This is a genomic window from Methylobacterium sp. NMS14P, from assembly GCF_028583545.1.
Taxonomy (GTDB): domain Bacteria; phylum Pseudomonadota; class Alphaproteobacteria; order Rhizobiales; family Beijerinckiaceae; genus Methylobacterium.
Map to the genome: position 1 here is coordinate 62,156 of NZ_CP087107.1, position 22,118 is coordinate 84,273.

The 22,118-nt window shown below is 71.0% G+C and carries 17 protein-coding genes and 2 pseudogenes; 5 read left to right on the forward strand and 14 right to left on the reverse strand.

Translation table 11 applies throughout. The annotated features are described in order from the left end of the window. Positions 1-17 precede the first annotated feature (17 nt). Positions 18-1,823, forward strand: coding sequence for a methyl-accepting chemotaxis protein (locus tag LOK46_RS30145; protein WP_273565021.1), 1,806 nt, complete (start codon positions 18-20; stop codon positions 1,821-1,823). A gap of 164 nt (positions 1,824-1,987) precedes the next feature. Then, positions 1,988-2,302: a hypothetical protein gene (locus LOK46_RS30150; RefSeq protein ID WP_273565022.1), complete on the forward strand. Its 315-nt coding sequence runs from the start codon at positions 1,988-1,990 to the stop codon at positions 2,300-2,302. 21 nt (positions 2,303-2,323) lie between these two features. Here LOK46_RS30150 and LOK46_RS30155 read toward each other — a convergent pair whose 3' ends face one another. The 9 genes and pseudogenes from LOK46_RS30155 to LOK46_RS30200 form a co-directional block, all read right to left on the reverse strand. After that, entirely contained in the window at positions 2,324-2,812 is a 489-nt protein-coding gene (locus tag LOK46_RS30155) for a chemotaxis protein CheW (protein ID WP_273565023.1), read from the reverse strand. A 120-nt stretch (positions 2,813-2,932) separates the two neighbouring features. After that, positions 2,933-5,067: pseudogene (locus tag LOK46_RS30165) on the reverse strand (methyl-accepting chemotaxis protein). A gap of 83 nt (positions 5,068-5,150) precedes the next feature. Further along, complete coding sequence (locus LOK46_RS30170) at positions 5,151-5,708, reverse strand: chemotaxis protein CheW (protein WP_273565026.1); 558 nt, start codon at positions 5,706-5,708, stop codon at positions 5,151-5,153. Continuing rightward, entirely contained in the window at positions 5,708-7,909 is a 2,202-nt protein-coding gene (locus LOK46_RS30175) for a chemotaxis protein CheA (RefSeq protein ID WP_273565027.1), read from the reverse strand. The genes LOK46_RS30170 and LOK46_RS30175 overlap by 1 nt, the downstream gene beginning before the upstream one ends. Before the next feature lie 717 nt (positions 7,910-8,626). Next, the gene (locus tag LOK46_RS30180) at positions 8,627-9,514 is read right to left on the reverse strand and encodes a VOC family protein (RefSeq protein WP_273565028.1); all 888 of its coding nucleotides are present in this window, start codon (positions 9,512-9,514) and stop codon (positions 8,627-8,629) included. A gap of 54 nt (positions 9,515-9,568) precedes the next feature. After that, entirely contained in the window at positions 9,569-10,516 is a 948-nt protein-coding gene (locus tag LOK46_RS30185; RefSeq protein WP_273565029.1) for an efflux RND transporter periplasmic adaptor subunit, read from the reverse strand. Between the two features lie 44 nt (positions 10,517-10,560). Further along, positions 10,561-10,770 (reverse strand): DUF1656 domain-containing protein, encoded by a 210-nt coding sequence (locus LOK46_RS30190; protein ID WP_273565030.1) that lies wholly within the window; start codon positions 10,768-10,770, stop codon positions 10,561-10,563. After that, entirely contained in the window at positions 10,767-12,809 is a 2,043-nt protein-coding gene (locus tag LOK46_RS30195; RefSeq protein WP_273565031.1) for an FUSC family protein, read from the reverse strand. The genes LOK46_RS30190 and LOK46_RS30195 overlap by 4 nt, the downstream gene beginning before the upstream one ends. Further along, positions 12,806-13,303 (reverse strand): MarR family winged helix-turn-helix transcriptional regulator, encoded by a 498-nt coding sequence (locus LOK46_RS30200; RefSeq protein WP_273565032.1) that lies wholly within the window; start codon positions 13,301-13,303, stop codon positions 12,806-12,808. The genes LOK46_RS30195 and LOK46_RS30200 overlap by 4 nt, the downstream gene beginning before the upstream one ends. Positions 13,304-14,315: 1,012 nt before the next feature. On the opposite strand from LOK46_RS30200, the gene LOK46_RS30205 reads away from it, so the two are divergent. Then, positions 14,316-16,493 (forward strand): TonB-dependent receptor, encoded by a 2,178-nt coding sequence (locus tag LOK46_RS30205; protein WP_273565033.1) that lies wholly within the window; start codon positions 14,316-14,318, stop codon positions 16,491-16,493. Positions 16,494-16,724: 231 nt separating this feature from the next. Here the strand turns inward: LOK46_RS30205 and LOK46_RS30210 are convergent, their stop codons facing one another. Further along, the gene (locus LOK46_RS30210; protein WP_273565034.1) at positions 16,725-17,471 is read right to left on the reverse strand and encodes a glucose 1-dehydrogenase; all 747 of its coding nucleotides are present in this window, start codon (positions 17,469-17,471) and stop codon (positions 16,725-16,727) included. A gap of 106 nt (positions 17,472-17,577) precedes the next feature. On the opposite strand from LOK46_RS30210, the gene LOK46_RS30215 reads away from it, so the two are divergent. Together LOK46_RS30215 and LOK46_RS32985 are read left to right on the forward strand one after the other, a co-directional pair. Next, on the forward strand, positions 17,578-17,943 hold the full coding sequence (locus LOK46_RS30215) for an ArsR/SmtB family transcription factor (RefSeq protein ID WP_273565035.1): 366 nt from the start codon (positions 17,578-17,580) through the stop codon (positions 17,941-17,943). A 258-nt stretch (positions 17,944-18,201) separates the two neighbouring features. Continuing rightward, positions 18,202-18,560: pseudogene (locus LOK46_RS32985) on the forward strand (IS3 family transposase); the annotation flags it as partial. Positions 18,561-18,708: 148 nt separating this feature from the next. Here LOK46_RS32985 and LOK46_RS30220 read toward each other — a convergent pair. The 4 genes from LOK46_RS30220 to LOK46_RS30235 form a co-directional block, all read right to left on the reverse strand. Next, positions 18,709-18,846, reverse strand: coding sequence for a hypothetical protein (locus LOK46_RS30220; RefSeq protein WP_273565036.1), 138 nt, complete (start codon positions 18,844-18,846; stop codon positions 18,709-18,711). 392 nt (positions 18,847-19,238) lie between these two features. Then, positions 19,239-20,198, reverse strand: a complete 960-nt coding sequence (locus LOK46_RS30225; protein WP_273565037.1) for an amidohydrolase family protein — start codon at positions 20,196-20,198, stop codon at positions 19,239-19,241. A 28-nt stretch (positions 20,199-20,226) separates the two neighbouring features. After that, positions 20,227-21,165, reverse strand: a complete 939-nt coding sequence (locus LOK46_RS30230; protein ID WP_273565038.1) for an amidohydrolase family protein — start codon at positions 21,163-21,165, stop codon at positions 20,227-20,229. Between the two features lie 13 nt (positions 21,166-21,178). Beyond that, a complete protein-coding gene (locus tag LOK46_RS30235; RefSeq protein ID WP_273565039.1) occupies positions 21,179-22,099 on the reverse strand; it encodes an SMP-30/gluconolactonase/LRE family protein in 921 nt (306 codons plus the stop codon). Positions 22,100-22,118: the final 19 nt, after the last annotated feature.

Sequence of the window (22,118 nt, forward strand, 5' to 3'; positions counted from 1 at the left end):
CCCTCGTTGCCCTCCCGTTGCCGGCCACCTCGCCGTGTCCACGCTGCCGGAGCGCCGGGGGAGCAAGGCTGCCGGGCCCTCTCCGAAACCGTTCGGCGCCTCGCCGCCGTGCGGCAGCGTGCCGATGCCGTGACGGCTCACCCCCTGGCACAGCGCTCGCGAACGAGGTGGCGGGGATCGTGCAGGCCTTGGTCGCCGTCCCGCCGACGCTCGACGAAGCGTTGAATGCTGTCGACGATGCGACAACGGCGGCCGATCGGAACCTGGGCTCCTGGCTGACGATGGCCCGGACGGCGACGGCGCTGCGCGACTTCGCCGGTCAGATCGGCTCCGTCTTCACCCCTGCTCTCGTGATCAGGCGGCGTATGACGGAGGATGAGATCGGGCAGTACAATCGATTGAGCGGCTACGTCGACGCGCAGATGCGGCAGATCCTGCTGGCCCGCGGGGAAATCGGCGATGACACGCGTGTCGATGAGCTCATGCGGACCATGCGGTCTCACTATGTCGAGGGCGGCCAGAAGCTGGCCGCCGACGTCGTGGCGCAGAACTCGGCCGGCCGGACGGCTGCCCTGACGGTGCAGGATTTTGCCGACCGCTATGTTCCGGCCATGAGCTCCATCGTCGAACTTCACGATCGATTGTTCGTCCGCGTCTTCGACCTGATCAATGCCCGCATCGCCGCGACTCGGGCGCGCTTCGTCCTGTTCCTTCTGGGCGGTGGCACGGTGCTCATGATGTGCGGCGGCGTGATCGTGGTGTGTGTCCGGACAATCTCGATGCCGATCCGGCGCATGGCCCAGGTCATGGGCCGGATCTCGGACGGTGATACCGGCATCGTCGTTCCCGATACGGCCACGAAGAACGAGATCGGCGCGATGGCGGCGGCCGTGCAGGTCTTCAAGGATCATCTGATCCGCAGCCGACACCTGGAGCGAGAGGCTGCGCGAGCTCGGGCCACCGTCGAGGAGCCGCGCAAGCGCACCGTGCTGGAGCTGGCCGACGGGTTCGAGCGGGCGGTCGGGAGCGTCGTCGGCCAAGTCTCGTCCTCGGCCGCAGAACTGCAGGCCACCGCGCAGGCCATGACCGCCACGGCCACCGAGACAGCCGGCCGGTCCACCACCGTGGCCTCCGCGGCCGGGCAGGCCGCGAGCAACGTGAACACCGTGGCGGTCGCCGCCGAGGAGCTCGGCGCGTCCGTGCAGGAGATCGGCCGGCAGGTGGACGGCTCGGCCAAGCTCGCGCGAGCGGCGGTGGACGAGTCGGATCAGACGGCGGCTCTGGTGCAGGAACTGAGCGGGACGGTCGCGCGGATCGGCGATGTGGTCGGGCTGATCTCATGGATCGCCGGGCAGACCAACCTGTTGGCGCTGAACGCCGCGATCGAGGCGGCCCGCGCCGGTGCCGCCGGGCGCGGCTTCGCGGTGGTCGCCGCCGAGGTCAAGGCGCTCGCCGCGCAGACGGCGAGGGCGACCGAGGAGATCTCGGGCCAGATCGCGCGCGTGCAGGGCGTGACGGCCGAGGCGGTCGGTGCCATCGGGGCGATCACCGGGCGGATCCGGGAGATCAACGGCGTGGCGGTCACCATCGCGGCGGCGGTCGAGGAGCAGGCCGCCGCCACGCAGGAGATCGTGCGCAACGTCGCTCAGGCGGCGACGGGTACGGACGAGGTGACGCGCAACATCGCCGGCGTGGCCGAGGCCTCCGAGGAGACGGGTGCGGCCGCGGCCCAGGTGCTCGACGCGGCGGACGGGCTGTCCCGCCAGTCCGGGCATCTCGGTGCGGAGGTGGCACGTTTCCTCGCGACCGTCCGGGCGGCCTGAGACTTGCTCGAGCCCCGACGCGGACACCGGGCCCCGGCCGCGCGAGAGCGGCCGGGTCGGGTGAGCGGAAGGCTCAGCCACCGGAGCGTTCATCGCCAGCGCCGGTCAGCCTGAGGACTGCGTCACGGCCTAAGCCGTTCGTCCTGAGGCAAAGCAAGGTTGCCATGACCGGAACGATCATCCCACTGCGCTCCGAGGAGGATGGCACCGCCGGCGGGGCACGGACGGACGAGCTCACCGCGGATCGGGTCGCGGCTCGGATCGAGGCGCTCCTGAAGGTGCTGCATCGGAGACGGACCGAGCTGGCGGCCCAGATCGCCAACCTGCAGAGCGTGCAGCCGCGTGCCGACACCCGGCTGACCGAGCTCACCGCCGAGCTGGTCGGCCAGATGAGCGGCAGCGCGGCTCATCTGAACCTGCTCATCGATCAGGCCGAGATGTTCGTCCGTGAATTGGACCGCGAGGCCCCGACGGCGTGAGCCCGGGCCGGAGCGGCTTCCTCAGGCGGCCTGCGGGGCTGCGGCCTGCGGGGCTGCGGCCAGCGCCGGGCCGTCGCCGTCCATCAGCGCGACGAGGTCGAACACCACCACGAACGCCTCGCCCCGGCGGCCGATGCCCGCGATGTAGCGCGCGTTCCACCGCCCGCCGACCTCGGGCGCCGCCTCCATCTCGGCCCGGTCGAGCTCCGTCACCTCGATCACCCGGTCGGCCACGAACCCGACCCGCAGCGCCCGGCCCGGCATCGGCACGTTGAGCAGGATGATCCGGGTGGCCGGCGTGCGCGCCACCGAAGGCAGGCCGAGCTTGGTCCGCAGGTCGACCACCGGGTAGCTCTGCCCGCGCACGTCGATCATGCCGAGCAGGAACGCCGGCGCCTGCGGCAGCGCCGCCGGCACCCGGTAGTCGAGGATCTCGTGGACGTGCTCGACGTCGATCCCGAAGGTCTCGGCCCCGAGGCCGAGGGTCAGGTACTGCCACACACTGGACATGCGGGATCTCCGGATGGATTGCGGCTGCGGCTGCGGCTGCGGCTGCGGCTGCGGCCCGGCGCCGACGGCGGGATCCGCGCGGGGCCTGGCGCCGCGCGGATCCGGGTCTGGGGCGACGCGTCAGGCGACGCGGGTGAAGGCGGCGTCCTGCGCGTCGCCCTCGCCCATGTCGAGGGCGAAGCCGCCGCCCCCGGCCGGGCCGCGCCCGCCCGCCCGCTTCGGGCTCGGCGAGCGGATCGCCGCCGAGGACGCGCCCCCCGAGGCCATGCCCCCCAAGGCCATGCCCCCCGCGGCCGTGCCCATCCGCGCCGCCGTCGTCCGCAGCCGCGTCACCGCCTGATCGACGCCCGCCAGGGAGCACCGGCCAGGGACGCGCCCGGCGCGGACGCCTCGGTGATGCGGAAGTAGGCGATCGTCGCCTGCAGCTTCTCGGCCTGGGTGGCCAGTTCCTCGGAGGTGGCCGAGACCTGCTCGGAGGCGCTGGCGTTCTGCTGGGTGACCTTGTCGAGCTGCTGGATCGCCTGGTTGATCTGGCCCGAGCCGACATCCTGCTCGCGGCAGGCGGCGGTGATCTCCTCGACCAGGCTGGCGGTCTTCTTGATGTCGGGCACGAGCCGCCCGAGCATGTCGCCGGCCTGCTGGGCGGCCTTGACGGTGTCGGACGAGAGCGTGCCGATCTCGGCCGCGGCCGCCTGGCTGCGCTCGGCCAGCTTGCGCACCTCGCTGGCCACCACCGCGAAGCCGCGCCCGTGCTCGCCGGCCCGGGCCGCCTCGACGGCGGCGTTGAGGGCGAGCAGGTCGGTCTGGCGGGCGATCTCCTGCACGATGGTGATCTTCTGGGCGATGGTCTGCATGGCCTCGACGGCGCGGCCGACCGCCACCCCGCTGGCCTCGGCGTCCTGGGCCGACTGCCGGGCGATCGTCTCGGTCTGGCTGGCGTTCTCGGCGTTCTGCTTCACGTTGGAGGCCATCTCCTCCATCGACGCCGAGGCTTCCTCGGTCGAGGCGGCCTGCTCGGTCGAGCCCTGCGACAGCTGCTCGGCCGAGGCCGAAAGCTCCTGTGAACCCGCAGACACGTTGCTCGCGGCGTTGACCACCAGACCGACCACCTCGCGCAGCTTCACGTTCATCGCCTGGATCGCCTGCAGGAGGTCGGACACCTCGTCCCGACCGGTCACGGCCACGTCCTTGGTCAGGTCGCCGGCGGCGACGCTCTGAGCGGCGGAGACCGCCGTCGACAGACCGCGGGAGATCGTGATCGCGATCCAGAGTGCCATGGCGAGACCGAGCACCACGGCGCCGGTCACGACGGCGATCATGATCGTGCGGGTCGACTCGAAGGCTGCCTGCGTGCTCTGCACGAAGCCGTTCGCCACGCTCTCCTCGTAGGTGCGCAGCTTGGCCACGTCCTCGATCACGGCCTTCCGGGCATCCGTGAACGGGCCGACGTAATACTGGAGCGCCTTGGCGTCCGTGTTCGCCAGTCCCAGGGCGAAGACCTTCTCGGCCGACGGGGTCCAGGCCTTCACGGCGGCGTTCAGCGCGCTGGTCGCATCGGCGAAACCCGTACCGCGCGACGTCTCGGTGAACGTGGCGAGATCGCGCTCGAGCACCTTGAGGGTCTCCTTGAACTCGCCGGCGATCTTCGCGAGCAGCGCGTCGTCGGTGATCACGATCTCGCGGTAGATCTCGCCGCGCAGACGGACCATCTTGAGTTCGATGACGTTGATCTGGCCGCGGTCCTCGGTCGAGAGGTCCGGGCGCGCCTTGATGTCGTCGATCTTGGCCATCACCGCGGTGAACGCGGCCAGCTGCTCACCGGTGGCGAGCGCGTTGGCGGTGTTGTTGCCGTTCTGGACGGCGAATTCCATACCCTTGGTCACCGCCTCGCTGAGCTTCGACCAGTCGTCGCGCAGGGGCTGGATACGGGCACGCTCGTCGGCCGGGACGAGATCCAGGTAATCCTTGAACAGGGACTGGAACTTCGCGTCGTGCGCCCGGAAATCGGCGAACAGCTTCTCGCGGGCCGCGTTGGTCGGCTCCAGCATCGACCGCGCGAACATGCGGGCCGCATCGAACGACATGGCCTCGAAGCGCAGGACGCGCTGGACCTGGGTGAACGGACGGGCCGCGAAGGCCTGCATCCGATCGTTGGAGCTGCTCAGGCTCGACACGGCGAGGTAGCCGGCGCCGCCCAGGAGCAGCAGGATCAACCCGAAGGCGATCCCGAGCTTGGCCTTGATCGTGAAACGCATCGTACTTGCCCCCGTGTGTAAACAGTATTTGAAGCGATCAGAACGGAACTGAAGCGGGATCCGGACAGGAATCGGACAGGTCTTCAGTTGAGGATCTGTTCGAGGTCTGGGACGATGATGAAGTCGTCCCCAGCCTTGACGATCGCGCGGATGTACTCGGGCCGCCACGTCGTCCCGACCGGTGGCACCGCCTCGCAGTCGGCCGGGTCGACCTCGGTCACCGCGAACACCTTGTCGGCCACCAGCGCGACCACCACCGGATCGCCCGCCACCACCACCTCCAGGACCAGGAAGCGCGTGTCCGGGCTGTCGGCCGCCGCCGGCATCCCGAACCGACCGCGGATGTCGGCCAGCGGCACGACGTTGCCGCGCACGTTCACGATCCGGTCGAGGTGCGCCCGCGCCCCGGCCACGCGGGTCGCCGGGATCGGGTCGATGATCTCGCGCACCATCCCGGCCTCCAGCGCGAAGCTCTCCGTGCCGATCCGGAACATCACCACCTGCCGGCCGCCCCGCTGCCCCGCCGGTCCGCCGACCTGCGGGCCCGCCCGCGGCCCTGGCCCAGGAGGCCCGCCCGGCACGCCGCCCGGCACGCCGCCCATCACGCCGCTCGCCGCGCCGCCCGTCACGCCGCCGCTCATCACGCCACCTCCTGGTACGCGCGCGGGCTCTCGCGCGAAGTCTCGCGCGCCCGCTCGCCGCCACTCACGAGCCGGCCGACATCGACGATCAGCGCGGCCGTGCCGTCGCCCAGGATCGTCGCCCCCGAGAACGTCGCCACGTCCGCGTGCAGCTTCGACAGCGACTTGATCACCGTCTGGTGGTTGCCGATGATCTGGTCCGCCACCAGGCCGACCCGCGCCTCGCCCGCCGACACCACGATCACCTTCTGGTGCTCCTCCGGCTCGCCCGACGCCCCGAACAGGTCCCGCAGCCGCAGGAACGGCACCAGCGCGCCGCGGATGTTCAGGAAGTCCCGCCCGCGCCCGCCGCGCGCGCCCGCGGGCAGCTCGACGCACTCCTCCACCGCCGCCAGCGGGATCACGTAGCGCCCCGCCCCGACCCGGATCAGCAGCCCCTCGATGATCGCCAGCGTCAGCGGCAGGCGCAGCGCCACGCAGGTCCCGCCCCCCGGCTCGGTGGTGATGTCGATCGTGCCGCGCAGGCTCTCGATCGTCTTCTTGACCACGTCCATGCCGACCCCGCGCCCCGACAGCGCCGAGATCGTCGCCGCGGTCGAGAAGCCCGGCGCGAACAGGAACTGGTAGATCTGCTGGTCGGTCAGCACCGCGCCGGGCGCGCACAGGCCCCGCTCCTCGGCCTTGGCGCGGATGCGCGCCGCGTCGAGCCCGGCGCCGTCGTCGCGCACGCTCACCAGCACTTGGGCGCCGACATGCTCGGCGGTCAGCGTGATCCGCCCCGTGGCGGGTTTGGCGCCGGCCGCGCGGCGCGCGGGCGCCTCGATGCCGTGGTCGATGGCGTTGCGGATCAGGTGGACGAGCGGGTCGGCCAGGCGCTCGATCACGGTCTTGTCGAGCTCGGTCTCCTCGCCGCCGGTGACGAACTCGACCGGCTTGCCGAGGTCGCGCGAGAGGTCGTGGACGAGGCGGCGGAAGCGGCCGAACAGGGCGCCGATGGCGACCATGCGGATGCTCATCGTGGTGTCGCGCAGGCGGGCCGAGAGGCGCTCGATCTCCTCCGCGACGGTCTTGAGGCCGGGGTCGGCGTGCAGGCCGGCGAGCTGGCCGAGGCGGGCCTGGGCGATGACGAGCTCGCCGACCCGGTCCATCAGCTCGTCGAGCCGCTCCGCCTCGACCCGCACGCTGCTGGCCGGCCGGTCCTCGGTCCGCCGCGCCGCCGCCGGCACCCGGGCATCGGGCGGGGCGACGGACGGGGCGACGGACGGGGCGACGGACGGGGCGGCGGGCGCGGCCGGCGGCACCGGCTCGGCTGGGACCGGCTCCACCGGGACCGGAGCGGCGGCGCCCGGAGCGGGGGCGAGCGCCTCGGCCCCGGCCGGCACCATCGGGGCGGCCTCCGGCGGGACGGCGTCCGGTGTGGCGTCCGGCAGCGCCGGGCCTTCCGGCTGCAGGGTCAGGACCATCTCGTCGCGCACGAACAGGAACACGTCCTCGACCGCCGCGCGGCTGACGGGCCCGCGCAGCGTGACGTCCCAGACGAGGGCGAGGCTCTCGGGATCGAGGCCGGCCAGCTCGGGCAGGGCGTCGAGCCGCGGCACGACCGTGCAGGCGCCGAGGTCGCGCAGCTCGTCGAGGAGCGCCAGGGGGTTGGTGCCGTTGCGCAGGACGTCCGGGGCGAAGGCGATGCCGATCCGCCAGCCGGCCTCGGCGGCCGGGGCGTCGCAAGAGGCGTCGCAAGAGGCGTCGGACGAGGCGGCAGCGTGGGCGGCAGCGTGGGCGGCGGTGTCGGCGGTGGTGTCGGCGGCCGCGTGGGCGCCACGGTGTGCTGTGGCGCCGAGGAGCTGCTCGAGTTCGGCCAGGATGGCCTCGCCGATGATCGGGGCGCTGGCCTCGGGCTCCTCGATGAGGCCGCGGATGAAGTCCTTGGCCGAGAGGGAGACGTTGACGAGGTCGCGGCCGACCGGGACCTCGCCGCGGCGGACGCGGTCGAAGGCGGTCTCGAAGTCGTGGGTGAAGGCGGCGACCTGCTCGAAGCCGAACATGGCGCCCGAGCCCTTGATGGTGTGCAGGGCGCGGAAGGCGGTGTCGATCAGGGCCCGGTCCTCGGGCCGGTCGCCGAGGTCGAGCAGGGTCGTCTCCAGGCAGGCGAGCAGCTCGGCGGCCTCGGCGCGGAAGATCTCCGCCGGATCCAGAGCAGTCATGGGACGATCGGACCCCCGAACACGGAATGCACTGACAGAGTGGCGCGCGCGGACTGCAGCGAGCGGATGTCTCCGATGCCGATCCGCGCGAGCTCTACCGAGATCGGGACACCCGCTGCACTGCCCGGATCATCATCTCCCCTCAAAGGGAGTAGAAATCCATGCAGATCAGGGCCCTGAACTCTACAGAGATCTATAAGCCAACCACGAATTTTGAGTTAACGACAGATATTATGGACGCTAGACGGGCGGCGCGGCCTCTATAAGGCAAGCACAATCACATGATGCTGAGATGTATGGAAAGGTGGATCACAGGATCGCGGGAGCGGCCAGTGTTCTCGCTCGCCAGATATCTCCGGCTGTTGCCCGCGCCGGTCTCACGCCCCTCTTGCCGATGCGTCTCGGCGTGCCGCTTCAGCATCGCGCCATCGAGCCGAACGAACGTCGCGCGGGCCGTCGCTCGCTGCGGGTCCGGCGCGGGACCGTGCTTCGACGCGACGGCGGCTTCGACGTCGACGAGACGGGAGGCTCGGGCGTCTCACCGGGATGAACAGGGGTGATCTTCGACCAGTAAGTCACCACCAGGACAATTCGTGCGAAGAGAGCAGAGGCGCAGATCGCTAGGATATAGGGCTTTATTCGTTTGCATCCTCCAAGCAGAAAAATACTCAGATCTTGCGGTGCGTATATCCGCCCGACCGCGCGCCGACGATGCTGTCAAGTCGCGGGCACGAGCCGCACGGGGATGCTCCAGGGATCCCGGACGACGAGCGCGCCGCCGTCCTCGTCGAGGACCACGTCGGCCTCGCGCAGGCGGTCTCTCGTCGATGCCAGGGTCGGTCCATCGACCAGCAGGGCCACCTCGGCGAGGCCCGTCAGCCCCTCGGATCGGACGGCCGCACCGCGGCTGTTCCAGACGTTGCCGGCCAGCTGGTGGTGGTAGCCGCCGGAGCCGAGGAACAGGGCACCGGGATAGCGGCACATCACGTCGAAGCCGAGCAGGCTCGCGTAGAAGCGCTCCGCCGCATCCAGATCGCCCACCTGGAGATGGATGTGCCCGACGCGGGCAGCGGCCGGCATCTCCGACCAGGGACCTGTCGCGGCAGCGACGAGGCCGGCACGGTCGAGCCGCTCGTTGCGCATCACGACCGTGCCGTCCGGGGCCCGCTGCCACGCGGAGGCGGGCCGGTCGACGTAGATCTCGATGCCGTTGCCCTCCGGATCGTCGAGGTAGACGGCCTCGCTCACGAGGTGGTCGGCGCCGCCCGTGAGCGCGACGCCGTGTTCCTCCGCGTGCCGGAGCCAGGCACCGAGGTCGCCCCGGCCGGGCAGCAGGAACGCCGTGTGGAACAGGCCGGCCTCTCGGGGCTGCCGTGGCCGCGCATTCGGGCTGTGCCGAAGGACGAGGAGCGTCGCGTCGCCCGTCCCGAGCCGCACGGCACTGTCGGCTTCCGAGCGGATGTCGAGCCCGAGGAGGTCCCGGTAGAACCGCGTGAGCCTATCGAGGTCGCGCACGGCGAGGGTCACCGCACCGATCCGGTACGGCGCCTCGGCCAGGACGCGGTCCGGTCCGACCTGGGGCCGGTTCGAAGTTGGCTTCGCCATGATCCGTCTCCAGAGTGCTCTGCCCGTTCGAGAGATGCGATTGCCGGTCGGCCCTCAGCGGGGCCTCGCCTCCCGGGCGGCGGGCTCCGGCGCCCCGCGCCAGGTCCCGAACAGGCTGAAATGCGGCCTCTCGCCCCCGGGTTCGACCGCGACCGTCGCGGTGCGGCCCGAGACCAGGCGGGTCTCGTCGGGAACGCCGTCCAGCCTGATCCGCACCGGGATGCGCTGGGCCAGCCGGACCCAGGCGAAGGTCGGGTTGACGCTGGCCAGCAGGTTCGAGCCGGCCGTGCGCTCGCGATCCTCGATGCCGCCCGCGAAGCTCTCCACGTGACCGGTCAGCGCGGCATTCTCGCCCATCAGGCGGACGCTGGCCCTGTCGCCCACGCGGATGCGCGGGAGCTTCGTCTCCTCGAAGTATCCCTCGACGCGCAGCGTGTCGCTGTCGATGAGCGCCATCACGCCGCGCCCGGTGGAGACGTAGGTGCCGGGACGCAACTCCATGTTGGTGATGCGGCCGTTGACCGAGGCCTTCACCGCGGAGCGTTCGAGGTTGAGCCTGGCGAGGTCGCGGTCGGCCACCGCCTGTCCGTAGGCCGCCTTGGCTTCCAGGTCGGTCGCCCGGGCCGCCTCGACCCTCTGCTGGGACGCGGCGGCGTCGCTGAGCTTCTGGTAGCGGACGTAGTCGGCGGCGGCCCGCTCGGCGGTCGCCTGCTTGCCCTCGACCATCGCCTCGGCCTGGCGCAGGGCCAGGTCGAAGCGCTCGGGGTCGATGCGGAACAGCACGTCGCCCCGCTTCACCACCTGGTTGTCCGCGACGAGAACCTCGGTGACGAGGCCGGACACGTCGGGCGCCACCGCCACCACGTCGGCCCGCACCCGCCCGTCCCGGGTCCAGGGCGCCTCCATGTAGTAGTCCCACAGCGCCAGCCCGACGACGATCGCGGCGGCGACCATCCCGAGGGTGACGAGGAGGCGGAACGAGAGGGCGAGCAGCCGGGGCATGGGTGGGTCCGGAAGGTGTGGGCAGGGCGAGGCGGGGCGGCCGATCAGGCGGTGAGCGGCACCGCGACCGAGACGACGCCGCCGAGGAGCACGACGTAGAGGGCGAGGTCGAACAGGGGCCGGTGCCAGACCATGCGGTAGAACCCGGTCCGGGCCAGCAGCCACCGCAGGGGCAAGCTCAGGGCGAAGGCGATCAGCATCCAGGCCGCGAGGCTCGGGACGAAGACCCCGTAGAGGTCGAGTTCACCCGTCATGCCGCGAGCTCCGGAAGCGTGGTGGTGGGCCGGGTCGGCCGGTAGGGCGGCGCGTCCGGGAACAGGCCGCGCCGGATGCCGACGAGAGCCATCAGCGCGGCCCGGCCGGGCGCCTGCCGCGCATCGCGGGAGACGGCGTCGAGCGCCCCGTCGACGGTGTCGAGCAGGCCGGGGGCGGGCCTGTCCGGCTCGGCTCCGAAGTGCCGCGCCAGCGCGGCGAGCAGCGCTTCGACCGCCTGCCGGGCCGGCTCCGAGAGTCGCCGCCGGTCGCGCCGCAGTTCCACGACGTTGATGCCGACCCGGACCTCGGCGAGGAGGTCGGCGGTCCATTCCGCGTCGTCGGACGGCAGGGCGGCGAGCCGCGGCGCGATCAGGCCGACCCGGTCGAGCATCAGGGCCGCGAGTTCGAGCCCGTTCTGCGCGCCCTGGCGCCCGGCGGCGCGGGCGAGGCTGCGGCGGTTGACGGTCCGCAGGCGCCGCGCCGACCAGCCGGCGCCGACCGAGCGGACGAGGCGCGTGACGATGGCCGCGACCCACATCCCGACGATGACCGCGACGGACGCGTTGGTGAAGGCCGCGAAGTCCCCCGTGTAGCTGCCCTGAAGGGCGATCATGGCCGAGCCGTTGACCGCCGCGCCCATCGCCAGGGGCGCCGTCCTCGGCTGGGCCATGAACACCCCGCAGATCAGGAGCGCCGGGGCCAGCGCCAGGGCGAGCATCTCGAAGGAGGTGGCCAGCGGCAGGATCGCGAACAGGTAGGCCCCCGACCCGAGGGCGCCGAGGATGGCCGAGTTGGCGAAGCTGACGATGAACGGGGCGGGGTCGTCCTGGGCTGCGAAGAACGAGCAGCCGACCGCGGCCATCATCGGCGCGGCCGAGCCGTGCGGCCACCCGGTCGCGATCCAGATCGCGCAGGTGACCAGGATGGTCAGGAACACGCCCAGAGCCGACAGCAGCGCCATGCCGTGGTCGCGGTGGCGGATCGTGCGCGCCGCCGCGGTGTACCGGAAGGTCAGGTCCTCGGTGACCGGCGTGCCGTCCGCGATGTGCCGCTGCAGGATGCGGGCGTCCTGGCGCAGGTCGATGAAGTCGCGCAGCCGCGCCAGCAGGCTCGCCAGCACGAGGGCGTCCCAGGACGGCCGCTCGCCGAGCCCGGATTCGAGGGCGTCCGCCTCGGCCTTCAGGCGGTCGGCTTGCGACTGCTCGGTGGTTCCGGAGGCGAGCCAGGCCGCCATGGCGTCGAGGAGCGCGCGCAGACGCTCCGGCAGCGCGTTCGCCCGCTCCAGCGTCTCGATGCGGTCCGAGACCGCGGAGGCGATCGGCAGGAACATCAGCATGTGCTGGCGCAGGGTCGCCATGGCATCCGCCGAGCGCTCCGCACCGGTCATGTCGTAGCGCAGCGGCGTCGCCAGGGCATCGAACGCGACGGCGTCCGAGGCGAGCTTCAGCCGGGTCGCCTGCGTGTCCTTCGTCGTGCGGGTGCGGCCGAGGACGTCGACGACCCAGCCCCTCGCGTCGCGCAGCCAGAGGTCGAGCCGGCCGGAGATCACCGGCGCCACCGACTGCGGCAGCACGATCGTGTTCACGAGGCTGGCGCAGAGGATGCCGAGGGTGATCTCCTCGGCCCGGGTCACGGCGATATCGAACATCGTCCCGGGATCGCCGACGGCCGGGAAGCCGATCAGCGCCGCCGTGTAGCCGCCGAGCATCATCACGTAGCTGCGCGGGGTGCGGTCGAGGAGGGAGACGTACAGGCACGTCGCGACCCAGGTCGCGATGGCGAGCGTCAGGAGTTCCGGCGCGTTCACGAGGTTCGGCACGAGGGCCACTGTGACCACGGCCCCGAGCAGGGTGCCGAGCACCCGGTAGAGCGCCTTGGAGCGGGTCGCGCCGGCGAGCACCTGGCTGGTGATGTAGACGGTGCCGAGCGCCCAGTAGGGATTCGGCAGGTCGATCCAGAACGCCAGGAACAGGGCCAGCATGCCGGCCCCGAAGGTCTTGAGCGCGAAGGCCCAGTCGCGCCAGCCCGGAAGGGTCATTCCGCGGCCTCGCCGTGCCGCGCGCCGGCCCCGGCGTCCCCGGGCTCCACCGCACCGCGGACATGATCCTGCAGGGCCTGGAACACCCGCAGCCCGGCCTCCAGGTCGGCGGCGCTCACCGTGGCGAAGGCCGCGTCCCGCAGACGCTCCAGATCCGCCTCGATCCGCGCGACGACCGCCTGCCCCGCCGGCGTCAGGGTCAGCACCTTCGCGCGGCGGTCGGTGGGGTCTTCCCGGCGGGCGACGAGGTCCGCCTTCTCCAGTTGATCCAGGAGCCGCACCAGCGACGGGCCCTCGATGCCGATCGCGTCCGCCAGGATGGTCTGACGCGGCGCGCCGCCCATGCGGGCGATCAGCACCAGCGGCAGGGCCTTGGCCTCCGAGAGGCCGTGCGCCTCGGTCGACGCGTTGGCGAGCCGCCGCCACTGGCGTCCGGACAGGAGCAGCCTGTGGGTGTAGGCCAGACGCAGCTGGCGCAGGGTCTCGGCTGCCATCTCGCTTCTCCCGGTCGACGGCGAGGGATCACGCCCTGCGGCCCGGCGCGTATATTGATAGCAGACTATCAATTAGTGATGCATCATTCAAGAGTGCGTGCCGGCCCTCGAGCGGTTGAACGTGGCGCACCCGGAGGTCGGACGTTGCGACGCCATCTCACCCCCTCGATGTTCGTGGCCCTGTTCCCGGACTGGGCGCCGCCTCGCCGATCAGGTCCGGGTGCCGTGTCGAACCTGACATGGAAACGCGCTTCGAAAATCTCATCGGGCTAGGGCTGGCGCCGTTCCCGACCGGATTGGGACGGCGGCGCTCGTCGAGCCCTCGGCGCGCGTGGCGCGCGTCCCTTCTCCTGTGCGGGAGAGGTCCGCTTTCGCAGAAAGCCGGGTGAGGGGTTCGCCCTAGCCGGAAGGACCTGATCCCTCACCCCAGCCCTCTCACGCACGGGAGAGGGGGCATGGCGCGGCTGTCTCGACCGGAGTCGTCGTCCTTCCAAGTCCTTGCAGCACGATCGGGAACAGCTCTCGGTCTCGACGGTGGGACGTCTGGATTCAGGCGCCGTCGCTTGCGTCCGCTTCGGGCCGCACTGGCAGCGGCCTTCAAGCCCGGGTCGGGCCGCCATCGGGATGGCCGTTCAGGGAGGGGTCTGCCGGTCCGCTCCTGAGCGACGAAGCGCGGAAGGCGACGCTGCCGCCAAGTCCGCGCACGATTTCGAACGGACGTCTCTACAACCTTCGTCACTTGGCCGGCAATATACAGTTAAATTTAGAAATATTCGTGGCGATAATGTAAATCGACGGCAGGATACATCTCCTTCAAACCATACGCGTCGCGGCAGAGTTGAAATTTTATTTATTCCAATCTCACTGAGTTACATTGTGGCAACATGGACCATCTCGTTCGAGATTGCCGCGCGCCGCCTATTGTCAATGTCCAATATCTGTCGAATGGGAGCGCGTGGGGCTGCGGGTGCCAGTTGTCCCGCAACGCTGCATACCCTGGAACCGCGTTCGCATGTCGAGTCACGGAAACTGTTCCGTCATCCTCTCCCTCACCTTGCTGATCGCTATCGGCGCCGTGTCCGATGCGTCCGCCCAGAGCGAGGTCCGGCTCGACGAACTCTCGGTGGAAGCCCGCGGCGGCGGACAGGCCCCTGTGACCTCCCCGACGGCGATCATCGGATCGCCGCCGCCGACCTATCCCGGCGATGTCGTCGGCTCAGGCTCGCGGCTCGGGCTGCTCGGCAACCGCAACGTCTTCGATCAGCCCTTCAGCTCGACCAGCTACACGGACAAGCTCATCCGCGACCAGCAGGCCCGCAACGTTCAGGACGTGGTCAACAACGATCCGTCCATCCGCACCAATGTACCGGCTTTCTCCGGCATCCTCGGCTTCTTCATCCGCGGATTTCCGGTCTTCGCCCAGGACATTGCCTTCAACGGCCTGTTCGGCGTCGCCGATGCGTTCAACCCGGCGATCGAGCCGATCGAGCGCGTCGAGGTGCTGCGCGGGCCGTCCACGCTGCTCTCCGGCGTCCCGCCCTTCGGCAATATCGGCGGCATCATCAACCTGATCCCGAAGCGCGCCGGTGAGGAGCCGCTCAACCGCGTCACCCTCGGCTACAGCTCGGACGCCCAGGTCTACAAGGCCGTCGATGTGAGCCGCCGCTTCGGCGACGCGAAGGAGTGGGGCATCCGCTTCAACGGTGCCTTCAACAACGGCAACACCCCGATCGACAATCAGAGCGTACATTTCGGCGTCGCGGCCCTCGCCCTCGACTATCGCGGCGAGCGCCTGCGGGCGAGCCTCGATCTCGGATACCAGGAACTCGACTTCACTTCGCCGCTGCGCAACCGCAACGTGGCGGCAGGCGTGCGCATCCCCCGCGCGCCGGACCTGAACCTGAACCAGCAGCAGCCGTGGGAGTATCGCGACAGCGCCAACCAGCAGCTCGCCACGCGGATCGAGTACGACCTCACGCCCGATCTCACCGTCTACGGCGCCTACGGCGTCTCGAATTTCCGGCAGGAATACTTCGGCGGCGTCCTGACTATCTTCAACGCCCGCGGCGACTATCGCGACCCGGTCAGCTACCTGCCGTTCCACATCGTCAACCAGACGGCGGAGGCGGGACTGCGCGGCACTGTCGAGACCGGACCCATCAAGCACAGCTTCGGCTTGGCGACGGTCGGGTTCTGGCAGGACCTCGCCCAGCCGCCGGCGCAGAATGTCGGTGCGCCGATCGTCTCGAACCTCTACGCCCCGGTCTATCTCCCCCCGCGCTCGACCCTCGGCCTGTCGGACGCGACGCCGCGCACGTCGAGCCGGATCAACCGCAGCATCGCCGTCGCCGACACCCTGTCGGTCCTCGACGACCGCGTGCTGCTCACCCTCGGCGGCCGCTGGCAGAGCCTCGACGTGAACGCGTACAACCCGGTCACGGGATTCCGGACCGGTGCGAGCGAGAGCGGCGCCTTCTCGCCGGGGATCGGCCTCGTGGTGAAGCCGTGGGAGCGGCTCTCGCTCTACGCCAACTACATCGAGGGCCTGACCTCCCCGGCTCCGCCCGTGAACGCCGCCAACGCCACCGCCGCCTTCCCGGCCTTCGTCTCCCGCCAGACCGAGGTCGGCGCCAAGTACGATTTCGGCGCCGTCGGCGTCGGCTTCGCCGCCTTCGAGATCGAGCAGCCCTCCGGCTTCCTCGACGCCCGCACCCTCGTGTTCTCGGTCGACGGACGCCAGCGCAACAGCGGCATCGAGCTCACCGTGTTCGGCGAACCGGTGCCGGGCATCCGCGTCCTGGGCGGGGTCAGCCTGCTCGACGGCGTGCAGGTGCGGGCCCAGGATCCCCGCAATGTCGGCCGCGTCGCGGTCGGCGTGCCGGACGTGCAGCTCAACCTCTACGGCGAGTACGACCTGCCGCCGGGCCTCATTCCAGGCCTGACGGTCACCGGCCGGGTGATCTACACGTCGGCCCAGTACTACGACCTCGCCAACAGCCAGAAGATCCCGGACTGGGCGACCCTCGACGTCGGCCTGCGCTACGCTACCACGTTGCAGGACCGGCCGCTGACCCTGCGGGCGAACGTCGTCAACCTGTCGGGCAACAACTACTGGGCGTCGACCGGCAGGGGCATCCTGAGCCAGGGCACGCCGCGGACGTTCCTGCTCTCGGCATCGTTGGATTTCTGACGCTGTGGACCCGTTCGGGCGCACCGTGCGACTCAGGGTGGTCCTCGGCACCAGGCCGCTCATCGGCGCCCAACGGGCACGGTACGCGGAAAGCCGGAGGTCCACCTCCGGTGCGAGAGACACGGGAGCACACGGCGTCGAACGATCGACGTCGTTCGACACCGCTCGTCCCGCGTTTCGCTCCTGCGCGCCGTCTGGCTGGACCATGCGCGCAGGTCTCGTCGCCGTATATCAGCGAATGCCGCCGCTGGCGGTGATGTTCTCGCCGGTGAGCCAGCGCGCGTCGTCGGACGCGAGGAATGCCACGACCGTGGCGATATCTTCCGGCTGACCGGCACGGCCGAGCGGCGTCTGCGCGACGAGACCTGTCTCCATCTCGGAACCGACGACGCCCGCCGTGTGCGTGCCCTCGGTCACCACGAAGCCCGGGCTGACGACGTTCACGCGTATCTTGCGCGGGGCCAGCTCGTTGGCGAGCACCCCCGATATGGCGTTCACCGCGCCCTTGGTGCCGGCGTACACCGCCGCGGTCGGCGTGTGCACGTGCGTGATCGCCGAGGAGATGTTCACGATGCTCGCGCCCTCGCCGAGATGCTTCGCGGCCGCCCGGGTCGCCAGCAGAATGCCGAGCACGTTGACGTCGAACTGGCGGCGATAGTGTTCCTCGGTGACCTCCTCGATCGCCGCGAACTCGTAGATGCCGGAGTTGTTGACGAGCACGTCGAGCCGCCCGAATTCCCGCACCGCCGCCTCGATCACACCCTGCGCCTCGGACGCTCTGGAGACGTCCCCCTGGACCGCGACGGCCCTGCCGCCGGCCGACGTGATCGCCGCCACGACGGCGTCGGCCCCGGCCTTGCTGGACGCGTAGTTCACCACCACAGCGGCGCCGTCCTGCGCCAGCGCCCTGGCGATCCCCGCACCGATGCCCTTGGATGCTCCGGTCACGACGGCGACCTTGCCCGCAAGCTTCGACATGTGTGCTATCTCCGATACGGGCCGGCTCCGGGATGGCAGCCATCGACCCATAGTTCGGAACTTCGGAACTAACGGAGCGTCGTTCAAGACCCCATATGGACGAAATATGAGACCGCTGTTTCACCCCGCGATCGAGGACGTGCGTCCAGAGGCGATCCTGCACGCGCTCGCCGACCCGAGCCGGGCCGCCATCTTCGCCAAGATCATGCGGGCGGGCTGCGTCGAGGCCTGCTCGGCCGTCTCGGCGGTCGGGGACCGGGTCATCCCGAAATCCTCGCTGTCCAACCACTTCAAGGTTCTGCGCGAGGCCGGATTGATCCGGAGCGAACGACACGGCGTCGAGGTGCGCAACCATTCCCGCTGGATCGAGGTGGAGGCGCGCTTTCCCGGTCTGCTGGCAGGGATCATCAACGCCTACGCTTCGGACGTAGGCTCCGACCTGCCTGCCGCGAAGACAACCACGTCGCGATAGAGACGCCAGCTAGATCTGCGTCCGGGAACGCTCCTGGCCTTGACGCGGCAAACCTGTTGGCGCCGAGCCCGAGTTTTCGAGCATTCTGGATCCTGATGGCTGGATCCTGATGGATTGTGGATGCCATGCCTCTGCCCTGCGGCAGGCGGGGAATAATGGTGCCACGGTGGACGCGGTCTGCCGGGCGACGGGCGCGCCTGCGCCGATCTTTTCCCTCTGGAGGAAGCCGTTCGTCGGCTTGGGCCTTGCCGGAGATCCGGCGGCCCCAACGCGGTCTGGGCGATGGACTTCAGGTCGGACCGCCTGCTCGACGGGCGTCGGTTCCGGATCCTGACGATCGTCGATCGCCACACGCGAGCGCCGCTCCCGCTCAATCCGAGAGGCGACTTCCGCGCCATGCCGGTGACCGAGGCCCTGGTCGCGGTGGCCCGGCTGCGGGGGAGGGCAGCCCGAGAGCCTGCGGGGTCAATGAGCCGGCGTCTGCCGGCCGCCCGCGGGCGGCGTGCCGGAACGCCGCGCGGTGCCTGTCGCTGGCCGATCCCCGTGAGCGCGTCGAGGACCCGAGGCGCCACGACAGCGATGATCGCCCCGATACGGCTCTCGGCGGCCGGACGCCCCCGGGCCTTCCGACCGAGATGCCACAGCCCGCGAACGCGCGCGGGCCGCGGACAGGAGCGACTCCAGCAGATCTGGAGGCTTCCTTCCACCCGGACCAGGATCCGGGAGAGCCTAGATCTCGCCCGCGCGAGACGGGCTCGGCACGGCTCAGGCCAGGGTCGGGACGGCGCCGGGGAAGCCCGCGGCCGGCCGGTCGTCGTCGAAGTGATTGGCCAGCGCCACCACGAGGGCGAAGTTGGCGATCGCGGCGAAGGGGAGAAGGGCGAGAGCGGCGAGGAGGGTCATCGGGGGCGTCCTGTTGTGCGGTGCGTGAGAAGCGATATCGCACTGCACGCGCGGTCTTGGTATGCCACATGCCTCACGCCAGGCATGCGGCGCCTGCATGCGCGTGCCGGGACTAGAAGCGGCAGTCGCCGAGGATCGGCCCGACGATCATCCCCTCGAGGACGGGGTGAGGCGGCTCGTCGAACCGTGGAGGCGGGCTCCCGGTTCGGCGTGCCGAGACTCCATTACCCGCGTCGAGACCCGCCTCACACGGCAGCGGGTCACCGCACAACGGCCGCTGCGACGACCCGACAGACGTGCGCCCAGTGCGGTCGCGCGACCCGGCATGGACACCCGCTGGGAGCGGCCATGCGCGCGGAGCCTCCCGGCCCGAGCACAGCCATCACATCCGTTCAGTCGAACCCGTAGAGCGCTGCGGGATTGTCGGCCAGCACCCGCGCCCGCGGCCGCTCGTCGGGCACCCAGTCCGCCAGGAGGTCGAGCAGCCGGGCGTCGTCGGGCACGTGCGTCTCGCCCCTGTGCGGCCAGTCGCTGCCCCAGAGCATCCGCTCCGGGGCGGCCGCCGCGAAGGACTTCGCCACCGTCGTGGCGTCGGCGTAGGCGGGCGGCCCGCTCGCCGTGTTGAGGTAGGCGCCCGACAGCTTCATCCACGTCCCACCGCCGTCGAGCAGCCGGCGCACCACGGCGTGGGCGGGATGGCTCACGCCCCGGTCCGGCGGGAGCCGCGCCAGGTGGTCGATGACGAGGCGCGTCGGCAGACGCCGCAGCACCGGCTCCAGCCCGACGATCTGATCGCCGGTCGCGTAGATCTGGACGTGCCAGCCCAGCGGCGCGACCTTGCGGGCCATCGCCTCCAGACGCTCCGCGGTGGTCGGTCCCCAGGATTGCGGCGTGCCGAAGTTCACCCGGATGCCCACCGCGCCCTGTGCCGCCATCGCCCGGAGTTCGGCGACCCCGATGTCGAGATCGACCACGACCACCGCGCGGGCCGCGGGGCCGAGCTGCGCCACGCCGTCGAGGGTCGCGCGGTTGTCGGTGCCGTAGGTCGAGGGCGTCACCACCACCGCCCGGCTCGTCCCCAGGCGCGCCTGCAGGCGGCGGTAGGCGGCGACGTCGCTGTCCAGCACCGGCTGGCCCTTCCAGTGGGGCGAGGCCGGGAAGCGGGTCGACAGGATGTGGATGTGGCAGTCGCAGGCTCTCGGCGGCACGGGGATCGCGGGCGCCTCCGTCCCGGCCGAGAACGGGGCGGCATCCGCCGCGTCCGCCGGCCGGCCGCCGGCGCCGAGCGCCGCGAGGGCGAGGGCGCCGCCGCTGCCCAGAAGACTCCGCCGTGTTCGGGGCGTGGGGTCCATCGTCGGGAGCCTCCGCGGGGGCGCGCGTTCAGAAGCCGTAGAGCGCGGCCGGATTGGCCACGAGGATTCGGTTGCGCACCGCCTCATCGGGGGCCCAGCGCGCCAGGAGGTCGAGGAGCAGGGCATCGTCCGGTTTCGCGTCGGCCGGGGCGGTCGGATGCGGCCAGTCGGTCCCCCAGACCAGGCGCTCCGGGGCGAGCGCCACGTAGGCGCGGGCGAGGCGTCCGCGATCCGCATAGGTCGGCGGCCCGACTCTCGAAGCGAGATACGCGCCGGTGAGCTTCACCCAGGCGCCGCGCGTCTCGATCAGGTCGGCGATGACCCTGAAGCCCGGATGGTCGGGCCCGGCGGGCTCGGGCAGGTGCCCCATATGGTCGAACACGACCGGCACCGGCATGCCCTTCAGGGTGTCGGCCAGCTCCACGATCTTGTCGCCGTCGGAGACCAGCTGGATGTGCCAGCCGAGATCGGCGATCTTGCGGGCGACCGGCACCATGTCGGTGATCGGTGCCCCGCCCGGCAGGCGCGTCCCGAACCGCACACCGCGGATGCCCGCCCCGTCCAGGCGCTTCAGCTCCTCGGGCGTCACCGAGGCGTCGAGCATCGCGATGCCCCGGGCGGTCGGGCCGAACGCCGTCACGGACTGGACGAGGAGGCCGTTGTCGACCCCGTAGGTCGAGGGCTGCACCACGACGTGCCGGGTGAGGCCGAGGCGCTGCATCAGGAGGCGGTAATCGGCCACGCTCGCGTCCTGCGGCCGCAGGGTCGCGCCGGGCGAGGCGGGGAAGCGCGCATCGTAGATGTGGTGGTGGCAGTCGGTGGCGCCCGGCGGCACGGTGATCGTCGGCCGCTCCGTGCCCGCGGACCAGGGCACGGTCTGGGCGGAGGCGGAGCGCGGCCCGGCGCCGAACGCGGCGCCGGCCACCAGGGCCGCGAGATGCGCGCGGCGGGTCATCGAGGGGGTCATCCGTCCGGTCCGTTCAGTGGTGCGAGAAGAGGGTCTGGCCGGCGGCCGGCATCCGCGCCGTGAGGATGCTGCCGGTCTGGGATTCGGTGATGAACAGGGTCGCGCCGTCCGGGCCGCCATAGGCGACGTTGGTGGTCGAGATCCCGGCGGGGGACCTCACCCGGAGCAGCGGCTCGGCGACCGGCGACAGGCGCCAGATCGACCCGAACCCGGTGTGGGCGACGATCAGGCAGCCCTCGGCATCCAGCGCGAGGCCGTCCGGGCCGCCGAGGCCGCCGTGGAGCTGCGCGAACACGCCGACCTTGGCGACGAGGCCGCTGCCGTTCAGCGGGATGCGCCAGATCTGCTGGGCGCGGGTCACGGCCACGAACAGGCTGCCCATCGCATCGTCGATGACGATGCCGTTCGGGCTCGGCACGGTGTCCACGAGGCAGGTCAGCTCGCCGGAGGGGCGCAGGCGGTAGACGCGCCCCGTCGGGTCCTGCAGCCCGGTCTGGCCCTGGTCGGTGAAGTAGAGGTCACCGTTCTTGGCGAATGTCAGGTCGTTGACCCCGCGGAACCCCTCCGAGCCCGCATTCTCCAGGAACGGCGTCACCGCCCCGGTGCCGGGGTCGAGGCGCATCAGGCCGCGCTTGTAGCAGGTGATGAGGATCCGCCCGTCCCGGTGGATCTTCAGGCCGTTCGGCCAGCCGTCGTATTCCGCCACGAGGTCCCATTCGCCGGCCTGGTCGATGCGGAAGATCCGGCCGAAGGGAATGTCCGCCACGTACAGGCGGCCGGCCCGGTCGAAGACGGGACCTTCCAGGAACGAGTCGATGGCGTGCCCGCCCCGGTTGGCGTTCGCCCAGGCGGTCGGCCGGGCCTTGCGGAAGCGGTCGGGCAGGCGCGTGAAGATCTCGGCCGTCACGGTCGGCGGGGGGGCGAAGAACGACATCGCGGGTCCTCGGTGAGGG

Coding starts and splice junctions, on each gene's coding strand:
- LOK46_RS30225 (WP_273565037.1), bottom strand. CDS start 20,198: ATGGACCCCACGCCCCGAACACGGCGGAGTCTTCTGGGCAGCGGCGGC.
- LOK46_RS30150 (WP_273565022.1), top strand. CDS start 1,988: ATGACCGGAACGATCATCCCACTGCGCTCCGAGGAGGATGGCACCGCC.
- LOK46_RS30155 (WP_273565023.1), bottom strand. CDS start 2,812: ATGTCCAGTGTGTGGCAGTACCTGACCCTCGGCCTCGGGGCCGAGACC.
- LOK46_RS30230 (WP_273565038.1), bottom strand. CDS start 21,165: ATGACCCCCTCGATGACCCGCCGCGCGCATCTCGCGGCCCTGGTGGCC.
- LOK46_RS30220 (WP_273565036.1), bottom strand. CDS start 18,846: ATGACCCTCCTCGCCGCTCTCGCCCTTCTCCCCTTCGCCGCGATCGCC.
- LOK46_RS30180 (WP_273565028.1), bottom strand. CDS start 9,514: ATGGCGAAGCCAACTTCGAACCGGCCCCAGGTCGGACCGGACCGCGTC.
- LOK46_RS30210 (WP_273565034.1), bottom strand. CDS start 17,471: ATGTCGAAGCTTGCGGGCAAGGTCGCCGTCGTGACCGGAGCATCCAAG.
- LOK46_RS30205 (WP_273565033.1), top strand. CDS start 14,316: ATGTCGAGTCACGGAAACTGTTCCGTCATCCTCTCCCTCACCTTGCTG.
- LOK46_RS30195 (WP_273565031.1), bottom strand. CDS start 12,809: ATGACCCTTCCGGGCTGGCGCGACTGGGCCTTCGCGCTCAAGACCTTC.
- LOK46_RS30200 (WP_273565032.1), bottom strand. CDS start 13,303: ATGGCAGCCGAGACCCTGCGCCAGCTGCGTCTGGCCTACACCCACAGG.
- LOK46_RS30175 (WP_273565027.1), bottom strand. CDS start 7,909: ATGACTGCTCTGGATCCGGCGGAGATCTTCCGCGCCGAGGCCGCCGAG.
- LOK46_RS30185 (WP_273565029.1), bottom strand. CDS start 10,516: ATGCCCCGGCTGCTCGCCCTCTCGTTCCGCCTCCTCGTCACCCTCGGG.
- LOK46_RS30170 (WP_273565026.1), bottom strand. CDS start 5,708: ATGAGCGGCGGCGTGACGGGCGGCGCGGCGAGCGGCGTGATGGGCGGC.
- LOK46_RS30215 (WP_273565035.1), top strand. CDS start 17,578: ATGAGACCGCTGTTTCACCCCGCGATCGAGGACGTGCGTCCAGAGGCG.
- LOK46_RS30235 (WP_273565039.1), bottom strand. CDS start 22,099: ATGTCGTTCTTCGCCCCCCCGCCGACCGTGACGGCCGAGATCTTCACG.
- LOK46_RS30190 (WP_273565030.1), bottom strand. CDS start 10,770: ATGACGGGTGAACTCGACCTCTACGGGGTCTTCGTCCCGAGCCTCGCG.